Below are 13590 nucleotides of genomic sequence, written 5' to 3' on the forward strand. Positions count from 1 at the left end.
GCGTACGTTGAAGTGCTGACGTCAACATCCAAGCCGAAGGCTACGGGCCACTCTTCCAGCTGGTCCTCTACTAAAGCGGTGGGTTCTCACAACGACTTCCTTCGATTGCGATTTTCATCATGAGGATAGGTCTAGTTCCGCGGGCTTGCCTTGTCGCCTAATAAGGGATGCAACTAATGGATGCGCGTGGAAGTGTGTGAGCAAACGTTCTTTTTGTGTCTCAGTGAGCAAGGAACTCGCAATCAAGTCCGGCCATCGAAGAACTGCGTTCTTCACAGTATCGCGGATGACCTTTGCTGCCGGCTTCTCAGGAATTTGGAGCTCCTCGCAAAACTTCCGAATAACGGCCGGTCCAATCCCTGGTTTTGCGGCCTTACTTTGCTGTGCATCTTTTACAGACATCTTAGGTTTTACTGCAAGTTCAGGCGGCAGAATGTGCAACGCATGGCCCATGCGCTTGTTGTAGGCAGCATAAGCAACGATGTCGTATGCTGGCGGCAGTTCTGGAGTATGCCCGTCTGGATAGTAAATGCCGATGTTCTTAAGATGCATATCTGGATTGCCCAGCATTTCATTCACCACCATGCGTCGGAGTAGTTCATGTACCGCCGGCTCGCCCAAAGTAGGGAATTCCATAAGAACGCTGGCCACCTCCAAGTAGCTTGCGCCCATATATTTGTTTTCGGGCATTACGCCAAGTACTTGGCAAAAATCTTCGCAATGAACTCGCCCATCCGGGCTACGGTCATAACGAATTACTGCGAGAAAGTTAGTTTTCCTGCTCACGTCTCCAAGGTCGTATCCATGTTCCACCGCTAGCATTTCAAGCGGCTCAAGATGTGCCTCTGTGACATTTACGCCTGCGGCTCCAGCGAGCCGTAAAGACAGCTCTTCCACTTCAGGTAGAAGCGCTTGTCCGACGACCGGAAGTTTTGCAATGATATGGGTATCCTGCATCTTGGTGCGGCCAACATATCGCCCACCTTCGAGGATTACTCCAACTTTTGGTTGAACCCCTGACAGGGAAACACCATCGTCTAATGGCTCAGCAGTTACGGACATCTCGAGGGAGTCCGCATCTTGCGTTACATAATGCGCGAGCTCGTCGCGAGTCAGAGTAAGTGGTAGCGCAAAAAGATTTCCTGGGAGGTCGCGACCACATGCAGCGAGCATGTCGAAATGGTCCTTAGGGTCACACCCTCGCTTTTCTGCGACATGGTCTCGGAAAACACCCTCGGGAAGGAGGTTTTGGAAAAATGCGGGTAACAGCCATCCATTCGCTGGGCTGTACATTCCATTAAAGAGTGTGGAACGGATTTCTGCCCACAATGCTTTTTGTGCTGCCGGGTCTTCTGCCAACATGGAGAGCGACATGACTGGTGCATCGACTATTGCGGCGAACGCGTCGTCCGCCACAAGGCGGTTGACGACTTGCGATTCGCCAATCAGATATTGGAACAAGACTCCGGCACGCTGTTGCGTCCCAATATAGATACCCAAGGCCTTAACATTCATTTCTTTTCCCTGGTAAATCGCAACCGACGGCGAGGGGGGGCGTTCTGGTCTTCTGCTACCTTTGCCTCTAATCGCTCGCGAGCAAGCTGAACTCGCGTCTTAACCGCAGGTGGGGAAGGAGCAAATCCCTGTTCGCTTGAGAGCCCCGTTGCTGCTCCCTTCGGAACAATTACAAGCTCGTATCCTAGACGGTCCAGAATGGACATCAAAGTAGTGATTTTGTAGTCTCGGGCGCCGTTCAGCACTCCCGTGAGTGTCCGACGTGAAATACCGGCATGCTCACCCAACGATTGTTGCGTTAGGCCCATTGAGCCAAGGCGTATCCGTAGAAAATCAGCGATTTCTTGCAAAGTTCTCATGCGCAATAAAGTATGTTTACATTGATTTATCATACTTTAGTGCCCAAAAAACATCAACACAATGAGCATCAAAGTATGATTAACTCCAAAAATCATACTTTAGCGCTCAAATCTTTGCGAAATTGGTAGCCGGCGCCCTCAAGAGAGAGCTAGACCAGCAGACGATGATGAATACCAAATTTCCTACTTTGCTGCTCACAAGGGCAGCACAATATGAATTGCATGGACCCACAAAATAAGGGGGAAGCCTTGCTTGGTCTTCGCATGAGGCGCGCGCCAAGTGCCGAACCTTCAACCCCTGTCAATCAGTTTCGGCTAGTCTTCCTCGCGCCCCCCCCAGATTGCCTGGGCTTTGGGTTGTGCATCATCAAAAAGATTCGGACCTGTATGCCCGCTTTCATCGACAAAGAAATACATCGCGTCAAAGGTTTCAGTGAAACTTTAGTGAACTGTTTGCCCAACTTCTACGATGGGCAGCGTGAAGCGAAAAGCTCATCAAGAAGCCAGACCTGATCCCGACTTTCATGCTAACATATGAATATCTATTCACTTGTTTACTGACGCGATCTGAACTGCAATGGCCATCTATTCCGATAACGACGCTTCCGTCGCTGAGCTGGCGGACTTGTTCCATTTGCTGGGGGATCAGACTCGGCTGCGTATCGTGCTGGCTTGCCTCGAGCAGCCGATCGCAGTCAGCGATATCGCCGCCGCGCTCCAGCTGAGCTCATCGTTAGTGAGCCACCACTTACGCCTGCTGCGCGGCGCCCGCATCGTCAAGTCCGAGCGCCAGGGCAAGCAAGTCTTTTATTCCACCGCTGATGCCCACATCAGCGGTGTCCTGCGCGATATGCTGGAGCACATCGCCGAACCATCCAACGGGAACGAGCAATGAGCGCCCATCATCATCACGGACACGGCCACGATCACGGCCATCACCACCATCATGGCGAGGTCGGCCATGGCCGCGCCTTCGCCATTGCGATCACCTTGAATGCGGTATTCGTCGGTATCGAGTTCTTCTACGGCTTCCTGGCCAATTCAACGGCGCTGATGGCCGATGCGGGCCATAACCTGTCGGATGTGCTGAGCCTGATGCTGGCCTGGGGCGCGGCGATCCTGGCCAAGCGCGAACCGTCCGGCCGTTACACTTATGGTCTGCGCAGCAGTTCCATCCTGGCGGCGCTGTTTAACGGCATGCTGCTGATGGCCGCCACCGGCGCCATCGCCTGGGGCGCGGTCGAGCAGCTGATGAAGCCGCACCCGGTGCAGGGCCTGACGGTGTCCATCGTGGCCGGGATCGGCATCGCCGTGAATGGCATCTCGGCCTGGCTGTTCATGCGCGGCAGCAAGGATGACTTGAATATCCGCGGCGCCTACCTGCACCTGGCGGCCGACGCGGCCATTTCGCTGGGCGTGCTGCTTGCCGGCCTGCTGGTGATGTACACCGGCTGGGCATGGCTGGACCCGGCGGTTTCCCTGGTAATCGTCGTGCTGATCATGAAGAGCACCTGGTCGCTGCTGCGCGAGGCGCTGGACATGACGCTGGGCGCGGTGCCGGGCAATGTGGATGCGAACGCAGTGGAGCAGTTCCTGCTGTCACGTCCGGGCGTGACGGGCGTGCACGACCTGCATATCTGGTCCATGAGCACGACGGATGTGGCGCTGACCTGCCACTTGGTGATGCCGGGCGGCTATCCGGGCGATGCAGCGATTGATGAAATTGCGCGCGGCTTGAAGGAGCAATACGGCATCAACCACACGACGCTGCAGACCGAACAGGGAACGACCCAGCACGAATGCAGCCTGCACGGGCCTGGCCATGCGCATGGCAGCGACGAGGAGCAGGGGCACGGCGACGATCACGATCATGGCCACGCCTGCACGCACGATCACGATCACAAGCATGGCCACGGTCACGACCATGGCCATGCCCACTAGGCTTATTTGACGTCCATCATTTCCACGTCGAAGATCAGGGGCGAGTTGGCGGGAATACCAGGCATGGCGCGGTTGCCGTAAGCCAATTCTGCAGGGATGATCAGGGTGCGCTTGCCACCCACTTTCATGCCCACGATGCCCTGGTCCCAGCCCTTGATCACTTTGCCGGTGCCCAGCTTGAAGTCCAGCGGTTCACCGCGCGGCAGCGAGCTGTCGAACTGGCGGCCGCGCTGGTTCTTGGCCAGCGGGCGGTACAGCCAGCCGGTGTAATGCATGAAGACGGTCGCGCCGACATTGGCTTCGGCGCCTTTGCCGATCTTGGTGTCGGTGACGATCAGTTGCTCGGCGGCCGGGCCTGGCTGGGCCGAGCCCGGCACGACCGGCGCCGTTTCTGCCTGGGCCGGTGCGGCTGGATTTGCAGGAGTAGCTTCTTGGGTTGGCTGCTGTGCCTGCGCCAGGCCGGCGGCAGCGCACAGGATTGCGATCAGGATCGAAGTGCGTTTCATGTATAGTCTTTACGAGGTGTTAAGGCGGCTGCCATGATAGCAAAGGAACCTGCCCACAAACTGTTTTTTGCACTGTGGCCGGACGAGGAAGCCCGGCAGGCTTTGGTGCGTTTGCAACAACCGGTGCGCGGCCGGCTGATTCCACCGGAAAAGCTGCACCTGACCATGGCATTCCTCGGCCAGCAGCCGGCTGCGGCGCTGCCTGCCTTGCTGGAGATCCTGCATGCGTCTTCGGTGCCGCCCATGGAGCTTGCGCTTGATTGCTACGGCTACTTCAAACGCCCGCAAATTGCCTGGGCCGGGATGCGCGTCGCGCCGCCGGCCTTGCTGGCGGCCCAGGCGGAATTGATGCAGCGGCTGGAAGCTGCCGGTTTCAGCGCGGCGACGCATGGGGAGTTCAAGCCGCATGTGACGCTGGCGCGCGAGGCGAAACAGGCGCCGGGCGCATTCTCCGGCGCGCCGGTGCTATGGAGGGTGGCGGGGTTGGCCCTGCTTGAGTCGATGGCGGATGGGCGGTACGTGGCGCTCGCTACCACCGGTCAACCTGTGTCAGGCACGAGTGCCTGATACGTGCCCACAGCGGCCGCGATCCAGTGTCAGACACTTGTGTCTGACACTGCCTTGCCGGTTTCAACCTGGTCAGCCAGCTTCCGCAACAAATGCCCCGCCGCCACCATGCCAAACGTGGCCGTCACCACCATCGCCGAACCGAAGCCCGCGCAATTGATACCGGTCACGCCCGGCTTGACCGCCTTCTCGTCGCCGTCGACGGTGCACACCTCCCCCGTCTCGGGAAACTTCAATGGCTCCATCGAAAACACGGCATCCACCCCCAGCTTGTTCTTGGAGTTTGGCGGATAGTTGTACTGGCTGCGCAAGCGGCGGCGCACCTTTTTCAGCAGCGGCTCCTGTTCGGTCTTGGACAGGTCGCGCACTTCGATGCGGGTCGGGTCGGTCTGGCCGCCCGCGCTGCCGATCACGATCAACGGTATCTGCTTGCTGCGGCAATAGTGGATCAGCGCCGTCTTCGACTGGGCCGCATCGATGGCGTCCACCACGTAGTCGAAGTGGTGCGCGCCCACCATCTCATCCAGGTTGTCCGGCGTGATGAAATCCTCCACCTGCACCACCTGGCAGAAGGGATTGATCTGGGCAATGCGCTCGGCCAGCGCCGAAATCTTGGCCATGCCGATGGTGCCGGACAAAGCCTGGATCTGGCGGTTGATATTCGACTCGGCCACGTTATCGAGGTCGATCAGGGTCAGCTTGCCGATGGCCGAACGCGCCAGCGCCTCGACAATCCAGGAACCTACGCCGCCCACGCCGATCACGCACACATGTGCGCCACGGAAACGGGCCAGGGCCTTTTCGCCGTACAGGCGGGCAATGCCGCCGAAGCGGCGGTCAAAATCGATATCGTCCAGAACTGGATCAAGTATTTGCGGGGAATTCATCCCGTTATTTTAGCTGAGCCGGGCTACAATGTTTTCTCTTGCTAAGTTCACCAGACCCGCACCATGAGCAATTCCTTGATCGATACCGCCCCCGGCTATGACCAGCCGATCGCCGTCCTGAAACACTGCCACGACAAGATCCGCAAGCAATTGCAAACCTTGCAAAACCTGCTGCAGCACCTGTCCCAGCACGGCGCCGACGCCGCCGCCCAGCAGGCAGCCCAGGCCGTCCAGAAGTACTTCAACAAGGCGGCCCACCTGCACCATGCGGACGAGGAAAACGATCTGTTCCCACTGCTGAGCGCTACGGCCCAGGGCGAAGACGCCGCCCTGCTCGGCCAGCTGGGTCCGCAGATCCTGGCACAGCACCGGCAGATGGATCTCGACTGGGATGTATTGAATTTTCAACTTGATAAGATTGCCAACGGTTCGAGCTCAGCCTTGAACGCAGCCGACGTAGAACGCTTCGTGCAAACTTATACCGCGCATATGGAAACCGAAGAGGCGCATATCGCGCCCATGGCCAAACGCATTCTCAGTCCGGCCCAGATGACGATCCTGGGCGAGGCCATGCAACAGCGCCGCGGCATCCTGCCGGCGGCCATCGCCGGCGGTATCGCCCTGGCGGATCTGCGCATGGACTACGGCCGCGCCAGCCTGTCGGAAAGCGACACCCTGGCCAACCCTGTCGCGCAGTTTAGCAAGTGGTTCAACGAAGCCATGAAGGCGCAGGTGAACGAGCCCAACGCGATGAGCGTGGCCACCGTCGGCAACAACGGCCGCCCAAGTTCGCGCATCGTCCTGATCAAGCAGTACGACGAGCGCGGTTTCACCTGGTACACCAACTACCAAAGCCAGAAAGGCCAGCAGCTGGCGGAAAATGCGCACGCGGCAATCCTGTTCTTCTGGCCCGAGCTCGAGCGCCAGGTGCGGATCGAAGGCCGCGTCGAAAAGACTTCAGCTGAAGAGAGCGACAAATATTTCTACAGCCGCCCGGTAAAGAGCCAGCTGGCGGCGATCGCTTCCCAGCAGAGCCGTCCCATCGGTAGCCGCGAGGCGATGGAAGCGGGCTATGCCGCCGTCGAAGCGGCCAGCGGCGAACAGCCGCAACGTCCCGAGCACTGGGGCGGCTACCGCCTGGTGCCGGACCGCGTCGAGTTCTGGCAAGGGCGCGCCTCGCGCTTTCACGACAGGATAGTCTATGAACTGCAGGCGGACGGCAGCTGGAGCAAGAAGCGCATCCAGCCCTGATCCGCCCTCCACGGGGAAGGGGCAGGCGCATGTTCGTACAGAACCGCATCAACAGCTGGATCAGCAGCATTGCCCCGCACGTTGCCCTGCCCCTGCGGATAGAGCTGTGGAATGGCCGCAGCTTCGACTTCTCGCAGGAAGCGCCGCGCGTGACGATCCGCATTCCCAGCCCGTCCGCGGCGCGCTACCTGCTCAAGCCCTCGCTCGCCAGCCTCGGCACCGCCTATGTGGAAGGCGCCATCGAAGTGACTGGCCGCGCGGTCGACATGATCAAGGTGGTCAACGCACTCGCGCGCAGTTCGCTCAAAGATAACGGAAGTCTGGCGCGCATTGCGCGCACCTTCCACCACAACCGCCAGGGCGATGCGGAAGCGATCCGCTACCATTACGACGTTTCCAACGAGTTTTACCAGCAGTTCCTCGATCCGAACATGGTGTATTCCTGCGCCTATTTCGAAAACGGGGACGAGGACCTGGCCTCCGCGCAAATCAAGAAGATCGACCATATTCTGGCCAAGATCCAGCTACAACCAGGGCATACGCTGCTCGATATTGGCTGCGGCTGGGGCGCCCTGGTGATCCGCGCGGCGCAGAAGTATGGCGTGCACTGTGTCGGCGTCACGCTGAGCGAAAACCAGCATACGCTGGCGCGGGAACGCGTACGCGCCGCCGGGCTATCCAGTCTGGTGGAAATTCGTTTGCAGGACTATCGCGATGTGCGCGGCACGTTCGACCGCATTACCAGCGTCGGCATGTTTGAACATGTCGGGCTAAAACATCTTGTGGAGTACTTCGGGATTATCAACAGGCTGCTGGCGGCGGACGGCCTGGCAATGAACCACGGGATTACGTCCACCGATCCGGATAACGGCGAAACGCCCTACGGCGGCGGCGAGTTCATTGAAAAGTACGTCTTCCCGCATGGTGAGCTGGCCCATATCGGCCAGGTGCTGCATGCCATGCAGAAGGGCAGGCTGGAAGCCTACGACGTGGAAAACCTGCGCCGCCACTACGCCCGCACCTGCACTATCTGGACCGAGAATTTTGAAGCGCATGAAGAGAAGGTGCGCGAACTCGCAGGCGACAAGCGCTTCCGTATCTGGCACGTCTACCTCGCCGGCTGCGCCTACGCCTTCGACCAGGACTGGATCAGCCTATACCAGATCGTATGCGGCAAGGCAGGGCGCCATCCCTCTGCCCTGCCCTGGTCGCGCCGGTACATGTATCGCCCAAGTTAGCGGAAATGCTATATTGCGATAAGCACTGAAATATCGAATTCCGCATGACCTCATTTATCCCCACCCGCAATCCTTCCGCCCCTTACCCGGCTCAATGGCATGCTGCTCGCCGTTGACGTGCAATACCGCGACGACCGAGGATTCGTTGCAGGCGTCCTTTTTGAATCCTGGCTCTCGGACAGCCCCGCACGAACTGTCTCTGCGTGCGTCGACGGCATTGGCGAGTACGTCCCAGGAGAATTCTACAAACGGGAACTCCCATGCATTCTTGAACTACTGGGCACGGTGGACGAGCAAATCGACTGTATCATCATCGACGGCTTCGTCTACCTCGACGGCAACGAGCGGCCCGGTTTAGGCAAGTACCTCTTCGACGCCTTGCAGGGCAAGCATCCCGTCGTCGGCGTCGCCAAGACTTCTTTTGCCGGAATCGGGGAGCAGTACGGGGTATTGCGTGGCGATAGCCAGCGGCCTCTTTACGTCACCACCGAAGGGTGCGACCTTGGAGAAGCCCAACGCAATATCGCAGCCATGCACGGAAAGCATCGCGTCCCTACCCTGCTGAAACTGGTCGACCAGCGTTGCCGCAGCGACGCCAGTCTGTGAATAGCGCCCCTGAGGAGTAGATCGGAATGATCGAGAAGAAATCGCTGGCCGACATCCTCGGCCGCCTCGCCTATCTGCCAAACCGGACGCCCGGCATGGCGTTCGACGGCGTCGCCGACCTGGCCTTCGCGGAGGTGGCGCCATACCGCGATGGTGCGATTTCCGTAGGCTACTATTCCGGCAGCAGCGAATGGGAACGGCATCCTGGCGGCGACGAAATCGTGATGGCGCTGGAAGGCAGCACCACGGTGATCGTGCTGGTGGAGGGCGAACAGCGGCGCATTGCTTTAGGGACTGGCGAGCTCCTGGTAGTGCCGCAGAACCACTGGCACCGTTTCGAGAACTCCGACCATCTCAAGATTCTCGGCGTCACCCCGCAACCTTCGGACCATAGCCTTGAACTCCCCATCGCCTGAGGCGCACACCGTGCACTTTCTTCCGCTGTCGATTGCGCACGCAGCGCAATATCGCGCGCTGATGCTGCACAGCTACGAACACGAACCCGCGGCATTCACCGCAACGCCAGAAGAGCGGGCGGCCCTGCCTCTGTCCTGGTGGGAGCAGCGCATTTCCGATCCCCGCCAGAACAGCATTGTGTTCGGTGCAATTGCAAACGGCCACTTGGTCGGCAGCGTCGGACTGGAATTTTCAATCCGGCCCAAAACCAGCCACAAGGCCCACCTGATCGGCATGTACCTGCTGGACGAATGGCGCGGAAAGAAAATCGGCAGCAAGTTGCTCGGCGCCGCCCTCGCCTACGCCCGTCGCAGGCCGGGCGTTGAAATCATCACACTGACGGTCACCGAACATAACGACGCCGCCCTCGCCCTTTATCATGCGGCGGGTTTCCGCAGCTTCGGAGTGGAGCCGATGGCGATACGGGTCGGAGATGGCTATAAGGCCAAGGTGCATATGTGGCTTCATTTGAGCAGCGAATACGCTGCACGCTGAATCGAAGGATAAGCGATGAGTGGTTTGAATATTTCGTGCGGCGATTTTCGGGCAGATGAAAAATCCGGCTCGCCGCTTGAGCGGGTGCTTCGCGACCTTCCTGGTTTAACGGACGAAATTCGGCAGGAGATCCTTGCCGGCTTCGACGCAGGGGAATACACGCAGGTCGCGCCTGCCATCGCTATCGGGATTATTCCCCAACTGCGAGCCTACCGCGAATCGCTGGTGTCGGAGATCGGCCATAGCGACCATTTACGCGAGATGGCTCGCGAGGAGAATGCAGGCGCCTGCTCGGTAAAACTGAAATGGGGCGAAGGGCGCGGGTGGCGACTATATTGCGCTGTGAATCTGCTGGCGGCCTGTGAGCATGCTGCGGTGACGCATGAACCTGTACTCGTCTCGCTTGACTGATGCTCCAGCCTTAATATGACACATATTGAAATACTCGATGGAAGCGATGCCTTACCGTTCCAGATCCCTGCCGGACGCGGGAATCATGCTGGCGTTCCGGCCAGCGTGTCAAAACTTGTTGCGGAGGCCAAGCCGTCGCAGCTGGTAGCATGGAAAGACAGCATTTCGAATACGATCGGTTTCGCCAGAAATACCAGGACAATTGTGATCGATGCCGGCAGCGTAGACGGTCTTGCGATCTGCTTTATGCGTAAGGCGAAAGGCACAGGCTTCGTGTCTCTGGAGGCAAAGCTTCAGGACATTCCAACTCCGCTTCTCCTGTTCGAGATTGGTCAATTCGATGCACCAGGACTGCAATGGCTTAGTGAAAGAGCCGGTCAGTTTGAGAAAATGTTCGGCGTGCCCGTCAAGATTGAAGACTATGGCTACGACTGCTAAGCATATGAAGCACTATCTATTACTCAGCCTGGCCTTGCTATTTTCGACGTCGGCTTATCCGGAAAATTCTTATTTCTCTCCGCACTGGGAAGGAAGCTGTCAATTTCCTGATGATCACCTGAAGGTCATATTCGAATCTGCGAGTGGCGACGCAACCAACGACGACATGTCCATTCAGTTGGTACCTTGACTACCATTCGGGATGGGAAGAACTTCCGCGTTCTGATGAACCAGAAGCGCTACATGGACGCGCAGAGCGGAGATTTCGCAGCTGAGGACTGGATGATGCTCAAGGAAAGAAACAAGCGGCTTGAATACGGGTGGGAGACAAAGCGCAAATAACTCCAGGCCTATCGATTGAGAAATCCTTCAATCATGGACACTGGCCGGATCGACGAACCGCAAATCGCGGCCTGCATTTTCATTCAAATTCACCTGACACCCAATGCCCTTCACACCCTTTCATTTTGGCCCCGGCGCGGCCCTTCACGCCGTAGCTCCAAAACACGTAAGCTTCCTGGCGTTCTGCGCTGCGAACGTGCTCGTTGATGTCGAGCCTTTGTACTACATCGTTACGGACCAGTATCCACTTCATCGATTCTTCCATACGTATGTCGGCGCCTCGCTGATGGTCGCCGCAATTGTCGCCCTCTTTCTTTTCGCGCGTTGGGTCAACGGTCAATTCAAGCTGCCCAACTTCTTGCGGTGGCAACAGCTGTCCATTCGCGCTATAGCGGCAGGCGCCGCATTAGGGTGCTACACGCACATTGTGCTGGATAGCGTCATGCACGCAGATATTCGGCCATTTGCTCCGTTCAGCAGCAGCAACGGTCTATATCTGTGGATCGGTATAAATGAGTTGCACTGGTGGTGCCTTGCTGCGGGGATCGTTGGTACCGCTTTGCTCGGACTCAGGCGCCTGCTTCGGTGTATGGCATCAAATATTAAAACCTGACATAACCTCCAACGTAGAAGAATGACCAGCCCATCACTGCGGGAGAAAATTCTATGCATCGACTTCTCTTCGCGCTTCTAATCGCAAGTTCTGGACCTGCGTTCTCGGCTCCAAGCATCGTTGAAAAACCCACGCCGGCTGCATCGAGTAGCGGTGCATTGTTGGAGGACATAGGGATAGAAACGCTCGGCGGCGTACTTACCCCATTACTGGCACGCGGCTGCAAGCTTCCATGCGCGTCTACGAAAGTCTTTTCTAATGCCGACGATGGTCAAACGGAGATAAAGCTGTTTTTGTACCGAGGAACCGCCAAATTGGCGAAGGATGGCCACCGGCTCGGCGCATACGTCATATCGGGAATCCCCGCGGTGGCGCGCGGTCGCGCCCAGGTCGCCATTACATTCGCAGTCGATGCAGATCAAATCACTCTTTCCGCTTTCGACAAAAAAACAGATCTCGCCCTGGAGATAAGGCACAGTGAAAATTGAATCCGGAGTTAGGCGGAAAATGCCGCATCAGATGGATTGAGATTCACATTTACAAAGATATAGGGCTGATGGCATGATCAGCGAAATTCATAATCACACGCCAGTGCAATGCAATCATTATCTAAGAAATTGATCACTGCTGCCGCAGCCTTGATGGTCTCCTGCGCTACTTCAGCCGCCCCTGTTCAAACATGTGATGTCGAGACAGGCAGAAAACTGCAACGTGACGGTGATTACGTGGCCGCAGCCGCCTGCTTCGACCAGGGTGCAGCGCAGGGAATGGCCGAATCTGCACTACTGCTTGGCAGTCTTCGCTTAGATGGCCTGGGCATCGCGCAGGACTCAGTCAAAGCGCAGGCGCTGTTCGAGCAGGCGGCGGAAAAAGGTCTCGCACCTGCGATGTACAACCTGGGGGTCATGAAAGAACGAGGTTTGATCGATAAGCCAGACTATGCCGCGGCGGCGCAGTATTACCGCCAAGCTGCAGATCTCGGAATGGCCGCTGCACAACTGAATCTCGCGATTCTGTACTTGAATGGGAAAGGCGTCCCTAAAGACTACGAAAAGGCGGAGCGCCTCCTGATTCCTCCTGCAGATCAGGACGATCAGGCGGCTCAATTCAATCTTGGATTACTGTATTTTTATGGATTCAAGGCAGAATCGAAGATCGGCCAGGCGTCAGTCTGGCTTGAACGCGCCGCCATGAATGGGCATCGCCGCGCGCCCCAGATGCTCGCAATCATCTACGCAGAAGGCCGCGGCGTTAAGCCCGACATGAAGCAGGCATATACTTGGTTCCTGATTTCAAACTATGCCGGCAATCCGGAGGCAAAAGTCCCGCTCGCCAGCCTGGAGTCGAGCTTAAGCGCAACGGAACGCGAAGAAGCGCGCAAAAATATGGAATCTTTCCTTATCCGGCAAAAGGCACACATCGCACTCAGCGCTAGCGCTCCAGCCGCTACCGAAGCAGCAGTCCACTCGCGTTGCGCGGTATTAGTAAAGAAAATAGCCGCACCGACCCGGTCAGGTGCGGACGGTGAAACTGCATTCAAGAACGTGATTGACCAGTCCAATCAATCCCTTTCGGGAATACTGGCAGAGAAGCTGAAGAGCTACCGCATCTTGACCCTGGAAATCGCCCCTGCGGACAATCTGCGTGCAATGGAACTGGCTAACCGCGCAATGAGCAACAACAACTGCAGCAAGTCGATCGAGGTCACAAATGAGTTTGGTGGCAGCGGCGAAAGCGGCTATCTGCAGTTCAACTTAAATGTCTACAAGAGCCCGGTCGTCGATCAGCCGCATGAAGATGTCATCCACACGAAAGTCTATCGTACCAGTATGCGAGACGCATTCAAGCTGGACGTCCGGTCGGTCGCCGATGTATTCATCAAGGACTTGGAAACTGCAGGCATCCTGAATGGGATCCTGCGCTGATCGCGGCCACAGTGGTCTACCGTCCTGGATTTGCCTGAAC

General features: G+C 57.6%; 17 protein-coding genes. 12 read left to right on the plus strand and 5 right to left on the minus strand.

Features of this window, described 5'->3' with window-relative positions:
- Positions 1-117: 117 nt before the first annotated feature.
- Together H597_RS0109990 and H597_RS36220 are read right to left on the minus strand one after the other, a co-directional pair.
- Positions 118-1515: a type II toxin-antitoxin system HipA family toxin gene (locus H597_RS0109990; RefSeq protein ID WP_035373725.1), complete on the minus strand. Its 1398-nt coding sequence runs from the start codon at positions 1513-1515 to the stop codon at positions 118-120.
- On the minus strand, positions 1512-1907 hold the full coding sequence (locus H597_RS36220) for a helix-turn-helix domain-containing protein (protein ID WP_083941034.1): 396 nt from the start codon (positions 1905-1907) through the stop codon (positions 1512-1514). Before H597_RS36220 ends, H597_RS0109990 begins: the two co-directional genes overlap by 4 nt.
- 544 nt (positions 1908-2451) lie before the next feature.
- Between H597_RS36220 and H597_RS0109995 the strand changes: the two genes are divergently transcribed.
- Together H597_RS0109995 and H597_RS30395 are read left to right on the plus strand one after the other, a co-directional pair.
- Positions 2452-2769 carry an ArsR/SmtB family transcription factor gene (locus H597_RS0109995; RefSeq protein WP_028102018.1) on the plus strand — a complete coding sequence of 106 codons (318 nt, stop codon included), beginning with the start codon at positions 2452-2454 and terminating at the stop codon, positions 2767-2769.
- Complete coding sequence (locus H597_RS30395; RefSeq protein WP_083941035.1) at positions 2766-3815, plus strand: cation diffusion facilitator family transporter; 1050 nt, start codon at positions 2766-2768, stop codon at positions 3813-3815. Before H597_RS0109995 ends, H597_RS30395 begins: the two co-directional genes overlap by 4 nt.
- A gap of 2 nt (positions 3816-3817) precedes the next feature.
- Here H597_RS30395 and H597_RS0110005 read toward each other — a convergent pair whose 3' ends face one another.
- On the minus strand, positions 3818-4321 hold the full coding sequence (locus H597_RS0110005) for an FKBP-type peptidyl-prolyl cis-trans isomerase (RefSeq protein ID WP_035373727.1): 504 nt from the start codon (positions 4319-4321) through the stop codon (positions 3818-3820).
- A 33-nt stretch (positions 4322-4354) separates the two neighbouring features.
- On the opposite strand from H597_RS0110005, the gene thpR reads away from it, so the two are divergent.
- A complete protein-coding gene (gene thpR / locus H597_RS33205; protein ID WP_051293667.1) occupies positions 4355-4888 on the plus strand; it encodes an RNA 2',3'-cyclic phosphodiesterase in 534 nt (177 codons plus the stop codon).
- Between the two features lie 29 nt (positions 4889-4917).
- Here the strand turns inward: thpR and tcdA are convergent, their stop codons facing one another.
- Complete coding sequence (gene tcdA, locus H597_RS0110015; RefSeq protein WP_028102020.1) at positions 4918-5775, minus strand: tRNA cyclic N6-threonylcarbamoyladenosine(37) synthase TcdA; 858 nt, start codon at positions 5773-5775, stop codon at positions 4918-4920.
- 63 nt (positions 5776-5838) lie between these two features.
- Here tcdA and pdxH point away from each other — a divergent pair, with 63 nt between their 5' ends.
- The 7 genes from pdxH to H597_RS0110050 all read left to right on the plus strand — a co-directional run bounded on the left by pdxH (position 5839) and on the right by H597_RS0110050 (position 10670).
- Positions 5839-7026, plus strand: a complete 1188-nt coding sequence (gene pdxH / locus H597_RS0110020; RefSeq protein WP_028102021.1) for a pyridoxamine 5'-phosphate oxidase — start codon at positions 5839-5841, stop codon at positions 7024-7026.
- A 29-nt stretch (positions 7027-7055) separates the two neighbouring features.
- The gene (locus H597_RS0110025) at positions 7056-8264 is read left to right on the plus strand and encodes a class I SAM-dependent methyltransferase (protein ID WP_028102022.1); all 1209 of its coding nucleotides are present in this window, start codon (positions 7056-7058) and stop codon (positions 8262-8264) included.
- A gap of 99 nt (positions 8265-8363) precedes the next feature.
- A complete protein-coding gene (locus H597_RS0110030; RefSeq protein ID WP_028102023.1) occupies positions 8364-8870 on the plus strand; it encodes an endonuclease V in 507 nt (168 codons plus the stop codon).
- A gap of 26 nt (positions 8871-8896) precedes the next feature.
- Positions 8897-9286, plus strand: a complete 390-nt coding sequence (locus H597_RS0110035) for a cupin domain-containing protein (RefSeq protein ID WP_035373728.1) — start codon at positions 8897-8899, stop codon at positions 9284-9286.
- Between the two features lie 10 nt (positions 9287-9296).
- The gene (locus H597_RS0110040) at positions 9297-9821 is read left to right on the plus strand and encodes a GNAT family N-acetyltransferase (RefSeq protein WP_035373731.1); all 525 of its coding nucleotides are present in this window, start codon (positions 9297-9299) and stop codon (positions 9819-9821) included.
- A 15-nt stretch (positions 9822-9836) separates the two neighbouring features.
- Positions 9837-10232 (plus strand): hypothetical protein, encoded by a 396-nt coding sequence (locus H597_RS0110045; RefSeq protein ID WP_028102026.1) that lies wholly within the window; start codon positions 9837-9839, stop codon positions 10230-10232.
- A 15-nt stretch (positions 10233-10247) separates the two neighbouring features.
- Positions 10248-10670 carry a hypothetical protein gene (locus H597_RS0110050; RefSeq protein WP_028102027.1) on the plus strand — a complete coding sequence of 141 codons (423 nt, stop codon included), beginning with the start codon at positions 10248-10250 and terminating at the stop codon, positions 10668-10670.
- Positions 10671-11091: 421 nt separating this feature from the next.
- Here the strand turns inward: H597_RS0110050 and H597_RS34760 are convergent, their stop codons facing one another.
- Positions 11092-11382 (minus strand): hypothetical protein, encoded by a 291-nt coding sequence (locus H597_RS34760; RefSeq protein ID WP_154668037.1) that lies wholly within the window; start codon positions 11380-11382, stop codon positions 11092-11094.
- A gap of 296 nt (positions 11383-11678) precedes the next feature.
- Here H597_RS34760 and H597_RS0110065 point away from each other — a divergent pair, with 296 nt between their 5' ends.
- Positions 11679-12113, plus strand: a complete 435-nt coding sequence (locus tag H597_RS0110065) for an Hsp70 family protein (RefSeq protein WP_083941036.1) — start codon at positions 11679-11681, stop codon at positions 12111-12113.
- A 108-nt stretch (positions 12114-12221) separates the two neighbouring features.
- The gene (locus H597_RS30410; protein ID WP_035373733.1) at positions 12222-13550 is read left to right on the plus strand and encodes a tetratricopeptide repeat protein; all 1329 of its coding nucleotides are present in this window, start codon (positions 12222-12224) and stop codon (positions 13548-13550) included.
- The last annotated feature ends 40 nt before the right edge of the window (positions 13551-13590 follow it).

The sequence above is a fragment of the Pseudoduganella violaceinigra DSM 15887 genome (assembly GCF_000425385.1).
GTDB classification, from domain to species: domain Bacteria; phylum Pseudomonadota; class Gammaproteobacteria; order Burkholderiales; family Burkholderiaceae_D; genus Rugamonas; species Rugamonas violaceinigra.